The sequence below is a fragment of the Streptomyces sp. NPDC051940 genome (assembly GCF_040680895.1).
Taxonomy (GTDB): Bacteria; Actinomycetota; Actinomycetes; order Streptomycetales; family Streptomycetaceae; genus Streptomyces.
In genome coordinates this window covers 1-19,704 of sequence record NZ_JBFAXR010000046.1, presented here as the reverse complement: position 1 = coordinate 19,704, position 19,704 = coordinate 1, and the positions used below count along the sequence as shown (strand labels likewise).

Below are 19,704 nucleotides of genomic sequence, written 5' to 3'. Positions count from 1 at the left end.
GCAGGCACGGGAGCGGGGTCCAGGGCTACCTCGGCCCCCGCCCCGTGGCCCACCGCACCCGCTGCGCGCACAGCGCCGTGACTGCCAGCAGCCCGGCGCTGAGTCCGACCACCAGCCGCAGCCCGTCCCCGGTCGTCGGCGCCTCGACGAACAGCCCGCCGAGCGTGGCCACCCCGAGCACGCTCGCCAGCATGGTGCCGGTGGAGTTGAACGCCGACAGCGCGGACGCGTACGACGGTCCGACCAGCGCCGACAGCCGCGCGATGAGCGGGCTGTACCCGGCGGCGTGCCCCGCGCCCGCGACCATCAGCAGCGGCACCGCCGCCGCCCCCGGCCGGCCGTCGGACGGCAGCCACACCACGGCCGCGGCCGCGGCGGCGAGGACCGGCGGGCCCAGCACCGGCAGCGTCTGCTGCCACCGCGCCGGGAGCCGCGTCCACGTCATGCCGAGCACGCCGAAGCCCACGGCGTACGGCAGGAAGAACACGCCCGCCCGCAGCGGCGAGTAGCCGAGGCCGTCCTGCAGATGGAGGGTGAGGGCGAAGAGGAACGCGGTGTAGCAGCCCATGACGAGGAAGCAGGCGAGGAGTCCGGCCTTCATGCCGGGCGCCCGCAGCGAACCCAGGTCCAGCACGGGCGCGGCCACCCGCCGCTCCACGGCCGCGAACAGCACGAGACCGGCCGCCCCCGCCCCCAGGCTCGCCCAGGTCCACGGCTGCCAGCCGTGCTCCCGGCCGAGGATCAGCGGGGCGATCAGGGCGGTCATGGCGAACGTCAGCACCGCCACGCCCGGCAGGTCCAGCCGCGCCGGCTCCGGGCGCGGCACCGGGGGCAGCAGCCGCGGTCCGGCGGCCAGGAGGGCGATCCCGACGGGGACGTTCACCAGGAACGCGGGCCGCCAGCCCAGCCCGAACAGGTCGGCGCCGACGATCAGTCCGCCGAGGACCTGGCCCAGCGCCACCCCGAGGGCCAGCACCATCGAGTACGCGCCGATCGCCCGCTTGCGCGCCTCCCCGTCGTAACCGAGCTGGATCAGCGAGAACACCTGGGGGATCATCAGCGCGGCCCCGGCCCCCTGCACGATCCGCGCGCCCACCAGCGCGTACGGCGTGGGCGCCGCGCCGCACAGCAGCGACGCGGCCGTGAACGCGGCCAGCCCCGCCAGGAACGCCCGCCGGTGGCCGACGAGATCGCCGATCCGGGCGCACGTCACGATCAGCACGCCCATGGTCAGGATGTAGCCGGAGACGATCAGCTGGAGGGCCGCGTCGTCGGCGCCGAGGCCGACGCGGATCGTCTGCAGCGCGACGGTCACGATGGAGCCGTCCATGCTCGCCATCGTCTGCCCGGCGAGCAGCACGGCGAGCCCGCTGCCGCGCAGCGCGGGGCCGCGGTGGGTGGTGGTCGCGGTCGTTGTCGTCATACGTCCAGCGTCCCGGCTCCGGACGCCCGCGTATTGAAGAACTTTGCGCATACGCTGGTGGGGTGCGCACCGCCCAAGAGGTACTCGCCGGGCCCCGGTTGGCCGTGCACGCGGTGACGTGCGCCGACGACCGGCCGGGCTGGTCGGAGCCGGAGGCGTCGGGGGCGGTGGACCGGGTGCAGGTGGTGCTGGTGCGCCGGGGCGGGTTCCGGCTCGCCAGCGAGGGGCGGGACTTCACCGTCGACCGGCTCACCGGGTACGTCGAACTCCCCGGCCAGGAGCGCGCGTTCGCCCATCCGGCGGGTGGCGATTCATGCACCGCCGTCACCGTGGACGGCGGGCTGTGGCGTGAGCTGACCGGCGACGGGCGGTCGCTGCCGCCCGCGTTCCACGTCGACGGCGCGCTGGACGTCGCGCACCGGCGGCTGCTGCTGGCGGGCGACCCGTTCACGGCGGTCGACGAACTCGCCGTCCTGCTTGGGCGGGCTTTCCGCGGCCACCGGCTGCCGGTGACCGCGGGTCCGGGCGCCCGGACCCTCGCGGACCGGGCCCGGGACGCCGTTCTGGCCGAGCAGGCGCTGCGGCTGGAGGACCTCGCCCGCGCCCTCGACGTGTCCCCGGCCCATCTCAGCCGCACCTTCCGCCATCACATGGGCATGACGCTCGGCCGCTTCCGCAACCGGGTGCGGGTGGACCGCGCCCTGGACCGGCTGCAGGACGGCGACGCCCTCGCCGCGGTGGCGGCGGACCTGGGCTTCGCCGACCAGGCGCATCTCACGCGGGTGGTGAAGGCGGAGACGGGCAGCCCTCCGGGGGCACTGCGCGCGGCGGTACGGGCCGGGGGCTGAAGGACGCCGGCCCCCGGCCCGTACCCGGTCACCTCATCGCCGCTCGCGCGGCCCCACCGCCAGCGGTACGCCGGTGCGCTGCGCCTGCGCCACCGCCGCCGGCGAGTCCTCGCTGCGCGCCGCGTCCGTCGGGATCCGCGGTTCGACGGGGGTCGTCGGCCGGTCCGCCGGCGGGGTGTAGCCCGCCAGCCGGGCCGTACCCCAGACGTACGGGTCGGCCTGGGCGCTGCCGAACGGGGACCAGGCGAGCCGGGTCTGGCCCGTCTTGTCCTCCGTGTCGGAGTCGTACAGCAGGATGTTGAGCGCGAACGCCTCCGGGTCGGCGGCGGCCGGCAGTTCACCGAGCGGGATCTTCGCCTCCACCGTGTAGCCGGTGTACGGCTCGGTCACCGCGGCGGCGACCCGCATACCGGGCGCGGTCTGCTCCGCCGGGCCCTGGCGGTTGTCGGCGTCGCGTTCCGCCGCGGGGCCGCCGTCGGCGGTGAACGGGAAGATGCCCGTCTTGAACGTGACCGCGGTGTGGTCGGCGGTGCCGCGCGGGTCGAGGGCGATCTCCACGGAGTCCGTGCGCCAGTGGCGTTTGGCGTCGGCCACCTCGAGCGCGGTGCCCCTGCGGTCGTCGGTGACCTTGACCAGGACGTACAGGTCGTCGCCGTGCCGGGACAGCTTCGCCGTCGCCGACACGTCGGCGGCGTCCACGGGGGTGCCCTCCCAGTGCGTCAGCGGCAGCTCGGGGCCCGGGTACTCGCCGTCGTGCTCCACCCCGTCCAGCACCGGGGCGGTGGCCACCTCGGGGATGGTCGTGGAGGGCGGGGCGGGGTAGGCGGGCTGGATGCCGTTCGCCAGCCACGGCAGGCCGACGCGCTGCGTCCACTCCGCGAACTCGGCGTACACCGGCCGCAGTCCGGACTGCGGCCGCACCTCGCCCTTCAGCCGCCGCCCGTCCGCCGCCAGCACCGTGAACCAGTCCGAGCCCAGCTGCGCCGGATCGGTCGGCACCTGCGCCGGGAAGGCGAACCAGCCCTGCGTGACGTACGTGCGCTGCGCGTCGCGCTCCACCTGGGCCCAGCTCGTGCCGTGCTCGGTGGACTGCGTACCGGACCAGATGCCGATGACCGGCAGTCCGGTGTCCGGGTCGGTGCGGGGCTGCTTCGGCGCGTCCGGGCCCAGCAGGCCGCGGAAGCTGTAGTTCTGCACGAGCAGCCGCTGCGGCTGCCAGGGCCGGTAGCCCTCCTCGGTGATCTGCGAGCGGAACGCCCGCGGGTCGCCGGCCAGGAAGAACGCCTCGATCGCGAGGCGCGCGGAGAGCTGGTGGCCGCCGTGCTGGTTGAACGGGCGCGGGCCCATCCCCACGACCGTGTCGGGGGTGGTGGCGCGGATCAGCCGGACGATCCGCTCCAGGGTGTCGTCCCGGTCCCAGACCGTCGCGGTCAGCGGCGCGGACAGGGTGTACCAGAAATCCGGTTTGTCGAGGTAGTAGATGTTGTCGATCCCGGCGAACCCGGTGGCCTTGCGCTCCTCCACCTCGCGGATCAGCCCGAGCCCCGGGCCCTCCTCGGGTCCGGCCGCGTTCCCGCCGCCCTCGCCGCGGGTGACGGTGAGGACGCCCGTGCTGATCCCGTACTTCTCCCGCCACTGGCCGAAGGTGGAGAGGCTGCCGGCCTCGTCGTCGGGATGGGCGCCGACGAACAGCACGTCGTTGTGCGCCGGGTCGCGCTTTCCCTCACTGTCCCGTTCCGTGCGCGGAGCGGCCCACGCGGTGGGTGCGGCCGCCAGCGCCGTACCGACCAGGCCCGAGACCAGCGCGGCGGAGACGACGCGCCGGCCGGGGCCGGACGCTTGGCCGTTCCCGGCCTCCGGGGTCTCGTCCTTCGTCGGGTTGATCACTATTGCCCTCCCTTGCGATCGTGCGACGGTGCCGGCGCTACTCCTTGACGGCGCCCGTCAGCATCCCTTCGATGAAGCGGCGCTGCAGCGCCACGTACACGACCACCACCGGCAGTGCGATGAGCACGGCCGCGGCGGCCAGCAGAGCGGTGTCGGAGGTCTGCTGGCCCTGGAAGAAGGCCAGCCCCAGCGGCACCGTGCGCAGGCTCTCGTCGCTGATCATGACCAGGGCCATCAGGAACTCGTTCCACGTCCACATGAACGTGATCACGATCATGGTGGTGATGGCCGGCCGGCCCATCGGGACGAGGATCCGCCACAGCGTCGTCCAGCTGCTCGCCCCGTCGACCCGGGCGGCCTCCATGACGGACTGCGCGCTGTTGCGGAAGTAGGTGCGCATCCAGAACACGCCGAAGGCCAGGGACTGCGCGGTCTGCGGCAGGATCAGCGCCCAGTAGGTGTCGGTGAGCTCGAAGTACCGCAGATCGAAGTAGAGCGGTACGACCAGCGCCTCCTGCGGCAGGGTCAGGCCCACCACGAAGACGTAGAAGAGGACGGTCGAGCCGGGGAAGCGCATCACGCCGAAGGCGTACGCGGCGAGGATCGACAGCAGGGTGGCGGTGACGACCACGGCGACCGTGACGAGCACCGAGTTGCCCAGGTACGTACCGAAGTGGCCGCGGTCCCAGGCGTCGGCGAAGTTGCCCCAGTGCAGCCCGTCCGGCAGCGAGAAGCCGGTGTCGAGCGAGCCCTGCGAGCCGAAGGCGGTGGACAGGATGCCGATGACCGGGGTGAGTGCGATGACGGAGAAGAGCACCAGGATCACGTAGGTGGCGGTGCGTTCGACACGGGACGTCATGAGCGCCGCCCTTCGACGAGCCGGGAGACGGTGACGGTCAGGACGAAGATCAGCACGGTGAGCGCCACGCCCACGGCCGCCGCGGAGCCGACCTGGTTGAGCTCGAAGGCCCGGTGGTAGACCTCGTACGCCGGAACGGTCGTGGCGTTGCCCGGGCCGCCGCTGGTGGTGATGTAGACGAGGTCGAAGTTGCGCAGCCCGGCGACGATGGTCAGGGTGAGGGCGACCGCGATCTCGGCGCGCAGCCCCGGCAGCGTGACGGCGAAGAACTCCCGTACCGCGCCCGCCCCGTCGATGCGCGCCGCCTCGTACAGCTCGCGCGGGATGCGCTGCGCGCCGGCGAGGAAGAGGACCATGCACAGGCCCGTCATCACCCAGGTGCCGACCATGCCGACGGCGGGCAGCGCCCAGTCGTAGTCGCCGAGCCACGGGCGGGCCCAGGAGTCCAGGCCCACCGCGCGCAGGGTGTCGTTGAGCAGGCCGTCGGGGGCGAGGATGGAGCGCCACGCGACACCGACCACGACCATCGCCAGCACCTGCGGCAGGAACAGCACGGTGCGGAAGAACGTCATGCCCCGCACCCGCATCCGCGACATCGCCGCCGCGAGCAGCAGCCCGATGGCGACGGGCAGCGCCGAGTAGAACACCAGCAGCACCAGCGCGTGGGCGAACGGGGCGCGCAGCGTGGGATCGGTGAACAGATCGCCGTAGTTGTCGAAGCCGGCGGAGGTGGCCCGGGTCAGCCCGTCCCAGTGCAGGAACGACAGCCACACCGTCTGCCCGAACGGGTAGAGCAGGAACAGCCCGTAGACGACCAGCGCCGGCAGGACGTACAGATAGCCGACGTGGCGCGGTTCACCGGGGGCGCCCCGGCCGGTGCTCAGGGCTCTCATCAGGACCCCGCCTTGCTCTGCTTCTCCATGAACGCCCCGTAGTCCTTCTGCAGCGCCGCCGCGAACTCGTCCGGGGACGCCTTGCCGGCCAGCAGGTCCTGCAGTGAGGCCGAGACCGTGTCGTAGAACGTGGGCGTGGAGTAGTCGAGGTACGGCACCAGTCCGTCGGCCGCGTTCAGCTGCCGCCAGGCGGCGATCATCTGGCCGTCGGGGCTGGCCGGGTCGACCGCCTCGGCGGCCTTGCCGGGTACGGCGGGCAGGACGCCGTTCTCCGTCATCACGTCGGCGGCGTGCTCGCTGGTGATGAAGTCCAGGTACGCGGCGGCCACCTCGGGGTGCGACGAGCGGGAGGTGATGGCCCAGGACAGGCCCTGGCCGCCGGTGGTGGCGGGCTTGCCGCCGGCCGTGGCGGGCGGCGGGGCCATGATGCCGAGGTCGTCGCCGAGCGGCTTCTTCAGGTCGGCCTGCATCCAGGTGCCGGTCATCAGGTACGCGCCCTCGCCGGAGGCGAACTTCTTGTTGGCGTCGTCGTAGCCGAGGCCGTTGACGTCCTTCGGCAGATAGCCGTTCTTCATCCAGTCGGTGAGGGTGGCCGCCGCGTCCTTGGTACGGGCGTTGTCGAAGCCGTCACCGCGGCCGAGGACGGTGTCGCGGCTCTCGGCGGCACCGAAGTGGTCCTGTACGACGCCGAAGGTGTGGATGGCCGGCCACTGGTCGAGGTTGCCGAGCTGGATGGGCAGTTCGCCCTTGTCCTTGAGCACGGCGAGGCTGTCGGTGAACTCCTGCCAGGTCTTCGGGGGCTGGAGCCCGGCCTCGGCCAGGACCTTCTTGTTGTAGTAGAGGCCGACGAACTCACCGGTCTGCGAGATGCCGTACAGCCGTCCCGTGCCGAACTTGCGGCCGTCGGTGGAGACCCGGTTGAGGTTCAGCAGCGTGCTGGGGTAGCGGGTGTTCCACTCGTAGATGCCGGCGTAGTTGTCCAGCGGGGTGAGCATCCCGGCCTGGACGAAGGAGACCATGTCGGAGTAGCCCTGGTTCGCCTGGACGACGTCGGGCGGGTTGGTGCCGGACAGCGCGAGCTTCAGCGTGGTCTTCAGATCGTCGAAGCTCCGCGAGACGCGCTTGATCCGCACGTTCGGGTACTTCTCCTGGAACTCGGCGTTCAGCTGCTCGATCTCGGCGTTGGTGCCGCCGCGGACCTCCTGGTCCCAGACCGTGAGCGTCACGTTCCCGGCCTTCGCCGGGTCCGGTACGGACGCGCTGCCGGTGCCGGCCGCGCCCTGCGGGGCGCCGGAGCCGTCCGTACCGGGCACGCAGCCGGAGGCGAGCACGGCCAGGCAGGCCGCGAGCGCGGCCGGCAGCGCCGCCCGGCTCCGCCTCGTGAACCGCAATCCCATGAGAACTCCTTATGTCCTACTCGTCCCGGACTCCGATACGTCCTACTCGTCCCGGAAGCCGATGGTGGGGATGGCCCGCCGCCGCGGCCGCCGGCGCACCAGGGCGGGGACGAGGCCGTCGAGGAAGGCGTAGCGCCGCGCCACCTCGGCGGCGTCGGCGTCGCCGGCCCGGGCGCGGGAGGACGCCTCGATCCACCAGGCGACCACCTCCGTCCAGTCCGGGGCGGACAGCGAGCCGCCGAAGTGCTGTACGGACAGCGCGGCGGTGAGGTTGGCGAACGCGAGCCGGTCGGCCAGCGGCCAGCCCGCGAGGGTGCCGGTCATGAAACCGGCCACGAAGACGTCGCCGGCCCCGGTCGGGTCGAGGGCGTCCACGGCGAGCCCGGGCACGTCGGCGCTCTCCCCGGTGAGGGAGTCCACGGCGACGGCGCCCTCGGGGCCCTTGGTCACCACGGCGATCGGCACGTGCTCGGCGAGGGCCCGTACGGCCTGCTCCGGGGTGTCGGTGCCGGTGTAGCGCTGCGCCTCGGCGGCGTTGGGCAGGAAGGCGTGGCTGTGCGCCAGCCCGTCCAGCGCCTTCAGGTCCCAGGCGCCGGTCTCGTCCCAGCCGACGTCGGAGAAGACGAGGCTGCCGGCCTCGTGCACGCGCTTGACCCACTCGACCTCGCGGCCCGCCTCCAGCGACGCCACACAGGCGCGGGTGCGCGGGACGCAGTGGCCGTCCTTGGGGGGCACGGGGTGCTCGTGCGTGACCATCGTGCGCTCACCGTCGTACGCCATGGAGACGGTGACCGGCGAGTGCCAGCCCGGCAGCCGGCGGGACGGGGTGAGGTCGACGCCCTCGTTGTCGGCCAGGGACTCCCAGCAGTAGTCGCCGTACAGATCGGTGCCGAACGGCGCCGAGAGCGTCGTACGCAGTCCGAGGCGGGCGAGGGCGGTGGCCATGTTCGCGACGCCGCCGGGGCTGGAGCCCATACCGCGGGCCCAGCTCTCCGTGCCGCGCCGGGGGGCGCCCTCGAGGCCGGTGAAGATGATGTCCATGAACACGGTGCCCGTGAGGAATACGTCGTGCTCGGGGTCGCCGGGAGCGCGTATGCCCGCCAGCGGATCGATCGCTGTGTGCAGGGCCGATGCAGTGCTCAACGGCAGACGCTCCTTCGTCGCTTTCCGTTCATGGTCCTGATCCGCATTGATCGACACCCTGCACCGCGGTCACGATATTTGCAAGAGGTTAGTCATACTCGCGCAGACTCGCTCATGTGGGGTACGTTGCGGGCATGTTGCGAGAGGCACGCCACGAGAAGCTGCTGAGCATCCTGGGCGCGGAGGGGGTCCTGCCGGTCCGGGAGATCGCCAGCCGGCTCGGCGTGAGCGAGGCCACGGCCCGCCGCGACCTCACCGAGCTGGGCCAGGCCGGCCGGCTCACCCGGGTCTACGGCGGCGCGGTCGCCGCCCGCGCCGACGACGAGCGGCCGTTCGCCGAGGTCGCCGTCCGCGATCTGCCCGCGAAGGCCGCCGTGGCCGACCGGGCCGCCGAACTCGTCGAGGACGGCGATGTCGTGCTGCTCGACATAGGGACCACGACGCTGGAGCTCGCCAAACGGCTGCGCCGCCGCCCCGTCACCGTCGTGACCAGCAATCTCGCGGTGTACGACGAGCTGCGCGACGACCCCGAGGTGCGGCTGATCCTGCTCGGCGGCGAGGTCCGCCGCAACTACCTCTCGCTCGTCGGCCTCCTCACCGAGGTCAGCCTGCGGGAGCTGTACGTCGGCAGGCTCTTCCTCGGCGCGAGCGGGGTGCTGCCGGACGGCACCGTGCTGGACAGCACGCACGTCGAGGTGCCGGTGAAGCGGGCCATGATCAAGGCCTCGCGGCAGGTGGTGCTGCTCGCCAGCGCCGGCAAGTTCCCCGGCGACTCGGGGCTGGCGCGCATCTGCGGCCCCCAGGACATACAGATGCTGATCACGAACACGCAATCGGATCCGGCCACGCTCGAGACGTTCCGCGAGGCCGGGGTGGAGGTCATCACCGTATGAGGCTGACTGTGCTGGGCGGCGGCGGATTCCGCGTACCGCTGGTGTACCGGGCGCTGCTGGAGGACGCCGGGGACGAGGCGGGGCGGATCACCGAGCTCGTCCTGCACGACACGGACCCGGGACGGCTGGACACCATCGCGGCCGTGCTGGCGCAGCAGGCCGCCGGGCGTCCGCACGCCCCCGCCGTACGGGCCACCACCGACCTCGACGACGCGCTGCGCGGCACGGACTTCGTCTTCTCCGCGATCCGCGTCGGCGGGCTCTCGGGCCGCGCCGCGGACGAGCGGTCGGCCCTGGCCGAGGGCGTGCTGGGCCAGGAGACGGTCGGCGCGGGCGGCGTGCTGTACGGGCTGCGCAGCGTGCCCGCCGCCGTCACGATCGCCGAGCGGGTCGCGGCCGTCGCCCCCGACGCGTGGGTCATCAACTTCACCAACCCCGCCGGCATGGTCACCGAGGCCATGCAGCGGGTGCTCGGCGAGCGGGTCATCGGCATCTGCGACTCCCCCGTCGGCCTGTGCCGCCGCGCCACCCGCGCGCTGGGCGCGGACCCCGAGCGGGCGGAGTTCGACTACGTCGGCCTGAACCACCTCGGCTGGCTGCGCGGCCTGCGCGTCGACGGCCGCGACCGGCTCCCGGAGCTGCTCGCCGACACGGCGGCCCTCGACTCCTTCGAGGAGGGCAAGCTCTTCGGCGCGGACTGGCTGCGCACGCTGGGCGCGCTGCCGAACGAGTACCTGCACTACTACTACTTCAACCGCGAGGCGGTGGAGGCGCTGCGCTCCTCCACCGCCACGCGCGGCGAGTTCCTGCGCGAGCAGCAGGCCGCCTTCTACTCCTCCGCCAGCGCCGACGACCCGGCCCGGGCCGCGCGGCTGTGGGAGGACACGCGCATGGAGCGCGAGGCGACGTACATGGCCGAGAGCCGGGAGAGCACCGGCGGCTGGCAGCGCGACACCTGCGACCTCGACGGCGGCGGCTACGACCGCGTCGCCCTGGCCCTGATGCGCGCCATCGCCCGCGACGAGCGCACCACGCTCATCCTCAACGTCCGCAACGCCGGCACCGTCGCGGGCCTGGACGACGACGCGGTGATCGAGGTCCCGTGCCGCGTCGACGCCTCGGGCGCGGCCCCGCTGCCGGTGGGTGCGGTGGCTCCGGGCCAGCTGGGCCTGATGCTGACGCTGAAGGACGTGGAGCGGTCGGTGATCGCGGCGGCGGAGAGCGGGGAGCGGCGCCACGCCGTACGCGCCCTGGCGCTGCACCCGCTGGTGGACTCGGTACGGGTGGCGGAGCGGATCCTGGAGCGGCGGGCGGGCTGAGCGGCGGTCAGCGCCCGCGCCGCAGCGTCACGGTGACCGCGACCAGCCAGATCAGTCCGCCGAACCGGACCAGCGGCAGCAGATAGCCGAAGGCGTCGGCCGCCACGGTGAGGACGGACAGCAGCCCGGCGGCCGCGAGCACGAACCCGGTGACCCGCGCGGCACGGGGCAGCCCGGCGGCCACAGCCGTCGCGGCGAGGAACAGGGCGCACCCCACGGCGAACGCGGGGCCACCGGCCAGGAACGACCAGTCGGCCAGCTCGCGGGCCCGGTCCGGGTCGGCGCCGGCGTCCAGCCGCCCGCCGAGGAAGGCGAACACGGCACTCGCGACCAGCGCGATCCCCGCCAGCCCCGCGCCGCCCAGCGCCCAGGCGCGCACGGCACCCCGCGGCACACGCCCCCGCAGCAGCGCCGTTGCGGCGAGCACCAGCGGTATCGCGGCGGCCGCGAGCAGCACCGCGCCCAGGGTGATCGCGGTGCCGTGGGACGCGGCGTACTCCAGGACCTCGCTCCCGGAGGCGTCGGGGTGCGGGGTGTCCCGGTTGGCCGCCACGTAGCCGGCGGTCAGCGCGACGTAGGCCAGCACCGGGAGGAGCGGACGGCGTACGAGGGCGCCGGGTGCCTGCTGCCGGGTGGTGGTGACGGTCATGGGGTGCCTCCTGGCTTCGCGCGGGTGATGAGCTTGGCCGTACGCGAGAAACATCGCAGGTACGGGTATCCGCGGGCGTCCCATGGACGGAGGCTGTGGGCGTACTCCCGGGGGCGTAGTCGCGGCTCCCGGACGGCACGACGGCCGGGACGCCGCTGGGGCGTCCCGGCCGTCGCCGGTTCTCGTACTGCTGTGACGTAACGGTCAGACCGTCACGACGGGTTGACCACGCTGATGGTCAGGTCGTCGCCGGCGTCGCCGGTGACGGTGACCTTCACCCCGTGGCCGGCGACCTTGACGCTGCCGGTCGCGTTCGCGGTGCTGTAGTACGCGTTCGGGTCCGTGTCGTCGAACACCGGGATACCGGCGTTGGACGGCGCGCACGCCTCGAGGGTCCCCACGGTGGCGCTGGAGCCCTTACCCACCGTGACCTCCTTGTGCAGGCAGGTCGCGTCGGTGGCCTCGAGGCCGAACGTGGCGTCGAACGGCTGGCGGCGGTTGCTCGGGCGCGTTCCGTCGCTGTAGCCGAAGGGCGCGGGCCGGGCGTCGACGGGCAGGGTCAGTCCGCCGCCGGGGTGCTGGCTGGTGTTGTTGTCGTCGTACGACTCGTCGACGTACCAGACCAGCATGCCGTTCTGGAACTTGAAGTACTCCACCCAGTTCGGCTTGGTGAGGCCCTTGCTGAACTGGTACGGGCCCTCGGCGAGGAGCTTGTCCGAGCCCACGTACTCGCGGTTCTCCACCAGGTAGTACTGCGGCGTTGTGGCCGTCTCGGAGCCCGTGGAGATCTTCCACCGGCCCTCCGCCGTCCAGCCGTTGGCACCCTGCTCCACATCGTCGGCGAGGAGCGTCGATCCGCCGGCCGAGAACGTGATGTCGTCCAGGAAGGCGCCGGGGAGGTGGACACCGCCGTCGGTCTGGTAGCGGAACCGGAACATCGAGGGCTTGCCGTCCGCGCTGTACGAGTAGCGCAGCGTCGTCCACTTGCCGGAGTCACCGTCGACGGCGGTGCCGATCCGCTGCCACGTCGTACCGCCGTCCACCGAGTACTCGGCGAACAGGTAGTCGAAGTCGGCCTCGATGCTGTACCAGGCCTGCGCGGTCACGGTGACCCGCGACGACGCCGGAACGGAGCGCGACAGCGACTGGTTCAGGCCGTCGGCGGAGCCGGTCCACCAGGCGTTCTGGCCAGAGGTCGGCGTCGTGTACGACTTGGTGGCCGTCTTGTCGGGCAGGTTGATCCGGACCGCCTGGTCCTTGCCCTTGGCCTGGATCTGCGCCGGGTTCAGCGTGTAGCTGCCCGAGCTGCCGACGCCGACCGTGCTGAAGTCCAGCCAGCCGAGGAACTCCTTCTCCTGGGCGCCCATCAGGCCCGGGTGGGTGCCGATGCCCTCGTTGCCGGCGGCGCCGTGGCCGAGCCAGGAGCCGCTGCTCATCAGGGTCCAGAAGGCGGTGGAGTTCTCGCCGCCGCCGCTGGTGTCGTAGAAGTCCGGCAGCCCGAGGTCGTGGCCGAACTCGTGGCAGAAGACGCCGACGCCGCCGTTCTCGCCCTCGGTGGTGTAGTCGCCCAGCCAGTACTTCGACTGGCCGATGCGGGCGCCGCCCGCCTTGTTCTGCGTGGTGCCCACGGCCGGACCGGTGATCCCGTAGTCGTCGCCGTTGACGTACCAGCGGTGCGACCAGATGGCGTCCTCGCCCTGGGCGCCGCCGCCGGCGTCCTCGCCCTCACCGGCGTGGACGGCCTGGAAGTGGTCGATGTAGCCGTCGGCCTCGTCGAAGTTGCCGTCGTGGTCCCAGTCGTTGCGGTCCCACACGTCGAACTGCGCGAGGTAGGCGTCGATCTCGGCCGGCGTCTTGCCCGCCGCGATCTGGCCGTCCCACCAGGCGTTGCCGGAGTCCTGGATGAAGTCCCAGGAACCGCCGTTGTCCTCACGGGCGTTGTCGCCGTAGTACGAGGCGTTGAACGGCACCTTGACCCAGTCGGTGACCGTGTTCGTCACCGAGTAGCGGCCGTTGGACATGCCCTCGTAGAACGTGCGCATCGACTCGCCGGAGCCGTTGAACATGTTCTCGTAGTAGGCCTTGTCGTAGTCCGGCGCCCATGTGGTCGAGTTGTCGGTCGTACGGTCGGGCTCGGGTATCTCGTTGTGCGCGGGGCCGGGCACCGTGCCGTAACGGCCGACGCTCTGGTCGCCGAACTCGGACAGGATCGTGAAGATCTTGTCCTGCTTGGCCGTCGTGGTCTCGGCGAACTTCCCCTCGCCGAGCTTCACGACGCCCTTCGCGTCGGCCTTGGCCTTCCCCTTGGCGACCAGGTCGATCGCCTGCTTGCGCATCTCGTTGCGCTGATCGGTCAGCGGCCCGGGACGGTTGTCCGCACGGTGCGCGGCGCCCGCCGGGGATACCGGCGTCTCTCCGTCGTTCGCGGCCGCGGCGGCGGGCTGCAGTCCGGCCGCCAGGAGGGCTGTGAGCGCGGGCCCCAAGGCCATGCCCACGACAAGTTTTTTCACCAGTGGTCCCCTTCTGAGGGTTCAGCGGTGTTGCACGTTCGGAATGCAGATCAACTGCACATGCTCGCGGCAGTGTTACACGTGAGGGGGTGTTTCGAGGAGGCCCTTCCGCATCACGGCTTGCCCAAGTTCGCTTCAGCCCCACGCCGACGGGGTGCTTGTTACAGCGGCCGGAGGCAGTCCCGAACCCGCTCCAGCTGAGCGGTAATCCGCCAGTAACTGCGTCCCCCTATCTTGCGCGCGGGCTCCCCGGCCCCTCGCGCCGACGCGGCAGTACCGGGGAAGCCTTCTCCGTTCCCACGCACGAAGGAGCACGCCCGATGAATCTGCCCCGTACCCCACGGCGAAGACGAGCCGCCTGGGCAGCGGCCGTCACCGTCGCGGTGCTCGCAGGCTCGGCCCCGGCGGTCGCGCAGGCCGCGCCCGGCACGCCCTCGGACCTGGCGAAGGTCGACCGGTCCGTCCTCGACACGGTCGACGCCGGCAAGGACGCCACGTTCTTCGTCGTGCTGAAGGACCACGCCGACCTGGCCAAGGCCCGCGCCGCGCGCGGCCACGCCAGGAAGGCGACCGCCGCGTTCGACGCGCTGCGCGAGACGGCCGCCACCAGCCAGGCACCCCTCAAGGCCTTCCTTGACAAGGAGAAGGTCGGCTACCAGTCGTACTGGATCGCCAACACCCTCCGGCTGACCGGCGACGAGGCCCTCGTCGGGAAGCTCGCCGCCCGTGCGGACGTCGCGGAGATCGTCCCCTCCCGTACGTACAAGATCGACGACCTGGAGCAGTCGGCCGCCACGGACGCCACCACCCAGGCGACCGGAGCCGACGGTTCCACCATCGAGTGGGGCATCGACGACATCCGGGCCGACGAGGTCTGGGACCAGTACGCCGACCGCGGCGACGGCATCGTCATCGCCAGCATCGACTCCGGTGTGCAGGGCAGCCACCCGGCGCTGCAGAGCAGCTACCGGGGCTGGAACGGCACGAGTGCCGTGCACGACTACAACTGGTTCGACCCGACCGGGGTGTGCTCGGCCACGCCCGCGCCCTGCGACAACAACGGCCACGGGACGCACACCATGGGCACCATGGTCGGCTCCGGCGGCATCGGCGTCGCCCCCGGCGCCAAGTGGATAGCCGCGAAGGGCTGCGAGTCCAACCAGTGCTCCGACCCGTACCTGCTCGCGGCCGGCCAGTGGATGCTCGCCCCCACCGACCACAACGGGAACAACCCGCGGCCCGATCTGGCCCCGGACATCATCAACAACTCCTGGGGCGGCACCGACGGCCAGAACTTCTACCAGGACATCGTCGCCGCCTGGCACGCCGCCGGCATCTTCGACGCGTTCGCGGCCGGCAACGACGGTGACGGCGTCACCTGCTCCACCTCCCACCCGCCGGGCGCCGAGGGCGTGACGTACGCCGTCGGCGCGTACGACGCCAACGGCCGCATCGCCGACTTCTCCGGCTTCGGCCCGTCCCCCGTCGACGGTTCGCCGCGACCGCACATCGCCGCCCCCGGCGTCGCCGTCCGCTCCTCCTGGATCGGCGGCGGCTACCGCACCATCGACGGCACCTCGATGGCCACCCCGCACGTCGCCGGCGCGGTCGCCCTGCTCTGGTCCGCCGCCCCGTCGCTGATCGGGAACATCGACGCGACCCGCGCCCTGCTGAACGACGCGGCCCGGGACGTGGACGACACCCACTGCGGCGGCACCGCCGACGCCAACAACATCTGGGGCGAGGGCAAGCTCGACGTCCTCGGCGCCGTCGACGCCTCGCCGCGCACCGCCGCGATCGTCACCGGAACCGTCACCGACCGGGCCACCGGCGCGGCACTGGCGAACATGACGGTCAAGGCCGCGAACGGCGACTTCTCCCGTACGGTCGTCACCGGCACCGACGGCCACTACCGGCTGACCCTGCCCGCCGGCGAGTACACCGTCACCCTCACCGGATACGGCTACGCCACCGCCACCGAGCCGGGCCTGACGGTCGCGACCGGCGAGAACGCCACGCGTGACCTGACGATTTCCGCCGTCCCGCACCACGCCGTCAGCGGCACCGTGCTCGACGTCACCGGCAAGCCGCTGCCCGGCGCCACCGTGCGCCTGGTCGAGGCCCCGATCGCCGCCGCGGTCTCCGACGCGTCGGGCCGCTTCAGCCTGCCGGACGTGGCCGAGGGCTCCTTCACTCTCACCGCCACCCCGGCAGCCCCCGTGAAGTGTAACGGTGTGCGAACGGCGACGCTGACCGTGGACGGCGACGAGAGCGTCACCGCGACGCTACCGAACCGCACCGACGCCGCTGGCAGTTACTCCTGTGCTCCGGCCGCGTACTCCTGGATCGACGGCCGGACCGCCGTCGCCCTGAGCGGCGACGAGAACGCCGCCACCGTGAACCTGCCGTTCCCCGTCCGCTTCTACGGCGTCGACTACACCAGCGCGTCGATCACCACCAACGGACTGGTCAACTTCCTCCAGCCGCGGCTCGGCGACTACGCCAACACCGTGCTGCCGAGCGCCGCGCAGCCCAACGGCATCGTCGCCGCCTTCTGGGACGACCTCGTCCTGGACAAGAAGTCGTCCGTGAAGACCGCCGTCACCGGCACCGCCGGCAGCCGCCGCTTCGCGATCGTGTGGACGAACGCGGCGCTGGCCGCCGACACCTCCGCCCGCGTCACCTTCGAGGCCGTCTTCGACGAGGCCACCGGCTCGATCACCCTCCAGTACCAGGGCATCGGCGCCACCACCGGCGAGCAGGGCTCCTCGGCGACTGTCGGCATCGAGAACCAGGGCGGCACCGACGGCCTGGGCTACGCCTTCAACGAGTCCGTGCTGACGGACCTGTCCGCCATCCGCTTCACGCAGGGGACCATCTGATGAGCACACCTTCCCGCCGCGGCTCCCTGCGGGCCGTCCGGCTCGCCTCCGCCCTGGTGGCGGCCGGCCTGGCGCTGACCTGCGCGCCCGCCTCGTCCGCCGCCGAGACCGACAGTAGCGGGCTGCTGACGCTGACCGAGGACGAGGCGCAGAGCCTGGAGCAGCGGCTCCAGCCCGACCTGTACGGGGACGCCGCCACCGCGAACGTCACCCCCGACGCGGGCACCGACACCTCGGCCCCCGCCGCCGCCTCCGACGCGTCCACCACGGCCGCGGGTCTGACCGCGACCGTGAAGACCGCCCTCGAGGGCGCCCAGGGGCACGCCGACACGACCGCCCTCGGCGGTGCCGGCTCCGACTACCTCGCCATCGGCAGCCTCGGCTTGATCCAGCGGCTGACCAAGGACGGCAAGGCGGTCTGGACCCGCGACAACCTCTCCTTCACCAAGGAGTGGGGCATCACGCCGTACCGGCCGTGGGAGAAGGAGTTCTACCCGGTCCGCGTCGTGATGGGCTACAACGCGGTCAGTCCGTTTTCGCCGAGCTCCGACCTGGGCTACGACACGGGCGACCTGACCGGCGACGGCGTCGCCGACCTCGCTGTCACGATGAACGCGGCGAGCGTCGAGTGGTTCAACATCCCCGGCTCCTCGCTGCACACGGGCACCTTCGTCACGGTGCTGGACGGCGCGACCGGCAAGACCCTGTGGTGGAAGCTCACCGCGGGCGCGTACCAGGTGCGGATCGTCGGCACCACCCTGGTGTACGGCGACACGCCGGGTTGGAACCGAACCGACACCAGCGGCGCCAACGCCGCCCTGTACGGCGTGCGCTTCAGCTCCGCCGACGGCAAGCTCACCCCGGCGGCGGACTGGAAGCTCGACACCGGCAAGCGTGCCGGGACCACGTTCGGCGGTATGCAGGAGCTGCCCGGCGGGCAGCTCGCCGTCTCGTGGGACGAGACCAAGACGTCGGCGACCGCGCCCACCGCGGGCCACACCCTGCTCGTGGACACCGCCGACGGTGCCGTCCGGTGGCAGACGGACGGCGCGCTGTACTCGCGCCAGCTGAAGTATGACGCCACCCGCGGCCGTCTCGTCGCCCTGGAGATGGCGGACCTGACCGACGGCATGCGCTACGAGATCGCCGCGTACGACACGGCCACCGGCACCCGTACGAGGCTCGACTCCCGGATCAACGCCCTGCCGCTGAACCTGGCGATCGGTCAGCTCGCCGGTGACGACAAGGCCGAGTACGCGGTCAGCGAGTCGACGCTCGACTCGAACCTCTTCATCAACGCCGCCACCGCCCGCGTCGTGGACGGCGGGACCGGCGCGCAGAAGTGGTCGTACACGATCAAGCGTGACCCGGGCAACGGCAAGGACGGCAGCTCCGTCTGGGGCCTGGAGACAGCCGACGGCAAGCTGCTGCTCTCCGCCCAGAACGACCGCCTGAAGGACACCTCCGTCAACCAGGGCGGCCAGCGGCTCGCCCGGCTGATCGCCCTGGCCGGTAACGACGGCTCGGTCAAGTGGAAGCAGGAGGGCCCGAACGTCTCGCCGCTGTTCGCCGAGACGTACAAGGACAAGGACGGCTGGCACGTCCGTACCTCCGATCCCGACCAGAACATCCGCACCTTCGGGCTGGCCGGCGGCCACGAGCAGAACGTGCTGCCCCGCCGGGGTGCCCTGTCCACCGCCACCTCGACGGACGTCAACGGCGACGGCAAGAAGGACCTGATCGTCGGCGGTGACGCGCAGGGCCTGTGGGCGTACGACGGCCCCTCGCTGGTCGCGGGCACGCCGAAGCTGCTGTGGCAGGCGGTCCTGCCGGGCCGCGCCGTCGAGCTCAAGCTGGGCGACACGACCGGTGACGGCCGCCCCGAGGTGGTCGTCGCGGCCGACGCGGCGGCGGTCGTCCTCGACGCCGCCACCGGCAAGACCCTCACCCGGATCGACGGCAACGGCCAGTACGTCTACACCGTCACCCCGGCCGACCTCGACGGCGACGGCGAGGCCGAGGTCGTCGTGCCCACCGACAAGGTGCGCGCCCATCGCGGCGGCGGGCAGCTGATGTGGGAGTACGCCGCCCCCGATGCCGGTGTCGTGTTCTCCACCGCGTCGGTCGCCGACGGCCGGGTGTACGCGGCGTTCAACGAGCGCAACTCGATGGGTGTCGCCGAGACCGGCGCCACTCCGGCCGTCAACGGCGTCGCCCTGGACGCCAAGGACGGCACCCTGGCCTGGAAGGCCGACCCGAAGGCGCCGGAAGGCACCGACGGCACACTGCGCGCCGCAGGCATGCGCAACGGCACGTTCGCCTCGCCGGAGATCCCGTACGCCGACGGGCACGCCGTCGTCTTCACCTGGGGCTCGCACGGGGCCGCCGGCGGCTGGCCGGCCGTCACCGAGATCCGCGACGGCCGCACCGGCGAGGTGCTGCGTACCAGGCTCATCGGCGGGATCAACGGGTGCTGCAGCTTCTTCACCAGCCCGGCCGGACTGACCCAGGCTGTCACCGGGGGCTTCAACACCTGGGGCGCCGAGGCCGAGACCGGCTTCTCGACCTTTCCCCAGACCTCGGGCGGGTACTTCACGGGTCCGGGCGGCAGGGCGCTGGTCTGGGCCGGTATCCAGGGCGGTGCGCGTGTCTACGACGCCTCGCTCCTCGAGGCGGACGGCACCTTCCCGGCAGCGCTGACCAGCCTCAGCCTGAAGGCCGGCCAGAACGTCTTCACCGGCGATCTGGACGGTGACGGCGCGGACGAGCTGGTCTCGCTGAACTTCGACGACGTCGGCTTCGACCGGATCTCGGCTCTGCAGGGCGCGCTCTACTACACCCCGCTCAAGGGCGTCCGGCAGCTGACGGTGGCCACCCTCACCGCCTCCTGACACCTGCTCCTGCCATAGGCCGACGGCCGCCGGTACGCCGCATGTACGCGCGGATGTGCGGGGCGAAGAAGCCGCCCGCGCCCGCCACGAGCGGCTGCTGGAACGGGATG

13 protein-coding genes are annotated in these 19,704 nt (G+C 72.2%); 5 read left to right on the top strand and 8 right to left on the bottom strand.

What is annotated here, in order from left to right; genetic code table 11:
* Positions 1–25: 25 nt before the first annotated feature.
* Positions 26–1,423, bottom strand: a complete 1,398-nt coding sequence (locus AB0M28_RS19435; protein ID WP_365405983.1) for an MFS transporter — start codon at positions 1,421–1,423, stop codon at positions 26–28.
* Between the two features lie 62 nt (positions 1,424–1,485).
* On the opposite strand from AB0M28_RS19435, the gene AB0M28_RS19430 reads away from it, so the two are divergent.
* The gene (locus tag AB0M28_RS19430) at positions 1,486–2,271 is read left to right on the top strand and encodes an AraC family transcriptional regulator (RefSeq protein WP_365405980.1); all 786 of its coding nucleotides are present in this window, start codon (positions 1,486–1,488) and stop codon (positions 2,269–2,271) included.
* Positions 2,272–2,304: 33 nt separating this feature from the next.
* Here AB0M28_RS19430 and AB0M28_RS19425 read toward each other — a convergent pair whose 3' ends face one another.
* Genes AB0M28_RS19425 through AB0M28_RS19405 form a run of 5 tightly spaced genes read right to left on the bottom strand, consistent with a single transcriptional unit; the run spans position 2,305 to position 8,450 of the window.
* Positions 2,305–4,158 (bottom strand): sugar-binding protein, encoded by a 1,854-nt coding sequence (locus AB0M28_RS19425; RefSeq protein WP_365405977.1) that lies wholly within the window; start codon positions 4,156–4,158, stop codon positions 2,305–2,307.
* Positions 4,159–4,195: 37 nt separating this feature from the next.
* Complete coding sequence (locus tag AB0M28_RS19420; RefSeq protein ID WP_365405974.1) at positions 4,196–5,017, bottom strand: carbohydrate ABC transporter permease; 822 nt, start codon at positions 5,015–5,017, stop codon at positions 4,196–4,198.
* Entirely contained in the window at positions 5,014–5,910 is an 897-nt protein-coding gene (locus tag AB0M28_RS19415) for a sugar ABC transporter permease (RefSeq protein WP_365405970.1), read from the bottom strand. The genes AB0M28_RS19420 and AB0M28_RS19415 overlap by 4 nt, the downstream gene beginning before the upstream one ends.
* Entirely contained in the window at positions 5,910–7,307 is a 1,398-nt protein-coding gene (locus tag AB0M28_RS19410) for an extracellular solute-binding protein (protein ID WP_365405967.1), read from the bottom strand. The genes AB0M28_RS19415 and AB0M28_RS19410 overlap by 1 nt, the downstream gene beginning before the upstream one ends.
* Positions 7,308–7,349: 42 nt before the next feature.
* On the bottom strand, positions 7,350–8,450 hold the full coding sequence (locus AB0M28_RS19405) for a PfkB family carbohydrate kinase (protein ID WP_365405964.1): 1,101 nt from the start codon (positions 8,448–8,450) through the stop codon (positions 7,350–7,352).
* A 134-nt stretch (positions 8,451–8,584) separates the two neighbouring features.
* Between AB0M28_RS19405 and AB0M28_RS19400 the strand changes: the two genes are divergently transcribed.
* The gene (locus AB0M28_RS19400) at positions 8,585–9,343 is read left to right on the top strand and encodes a DeoR/GlpR family DNA-binding transcription regulator (RefSeq protein WP_365405961.1); all 759 of its coding nucleotides are present in this window, start codon (positions 8,585–8,587) and stop codon (positions 9,341–9,343) included.
* Positions 9,340–10,662 carry a 6-phospho-beta-glucosidase gene (locus tag AB0M28_RS19395; RefSeq protein WP_365405958.1) on the top strand — a complete coding sequence of 441 codons (1,323 nt, stop codon included), beginning with the start codon at positions 9,340–9,342 and terminating at the stop codon, positions 10,660–10,662. The genes AB0M28_RS19400 and AB0M28_RS19395 overlap by 4 nt, the downstream gene beginning before the upstream one ends.
* 7 nt (positions 10,663–10,669) lie before the next feature.
* Here the strand turns inward: AB0M28_RS19395 and AB0M28_RS19390 are convergent, their stop codons facing one another.
* A complete protein-coding gene (locus AB0M28_RS19390) occupies positions 10,670–11,311 on the bottom strand; it encodes a DUF4386 domain-containing protein (protein ID WP_365405955.1) in 642 nt (213 codons plus the stop codon).
* Between the two features lie 212 nt (positions 11,312–11,523).
* Positions 11,524–13,821 carry an immune inhibitor A domain-containing protein gene (locus AB0M28_RS19385; protein ID WP_365405952.1) on the bottom strand — a complete coding sequence of 766 codons (2,298 nt, stop codon included), beginning with the start codon at positions 13,819–13,821 and terminating at the stop codon, positions 11,524–11,526.
* Positions 13,822–14,141: 320 nt separating this feature from the next.
* Here AB0M28_RS19385 and AB0M28_RS19380 point away from each other — a divergent pair, with 320 nt between their 5' ends.
* Together AB0M28_RS19380 and AB0M28_RS19375 are read left to right on the top strand one after the other, a co-directional pair.
* A complete protein-coding gene (locus AB0M28_RS19380; RefSeq protein ID WP_365405948.1) occupies positions 14,142–16,703 on the top strand; it encodes a S8 family serine peptidase in 2,562 nt (853 codons plus the stop codon).
* On the top strand, positions 16,703–19,594 hold the full coding sequence (locus AB0M28_RS19375; protein WP_365405945.1) for an FG-GAP-like repeat-containing protein: 2,892 nt from the start codon (positions 16,703–16,705) through the stop codon (positions 19,592–19,594). Before AB0M28_RS19380 ends, AB0M28_RS19375 begins: the two co-directional genes overlap by 1 nt.
* Positions 19,595–19,704: the final 110 nt, after the last annotated feature.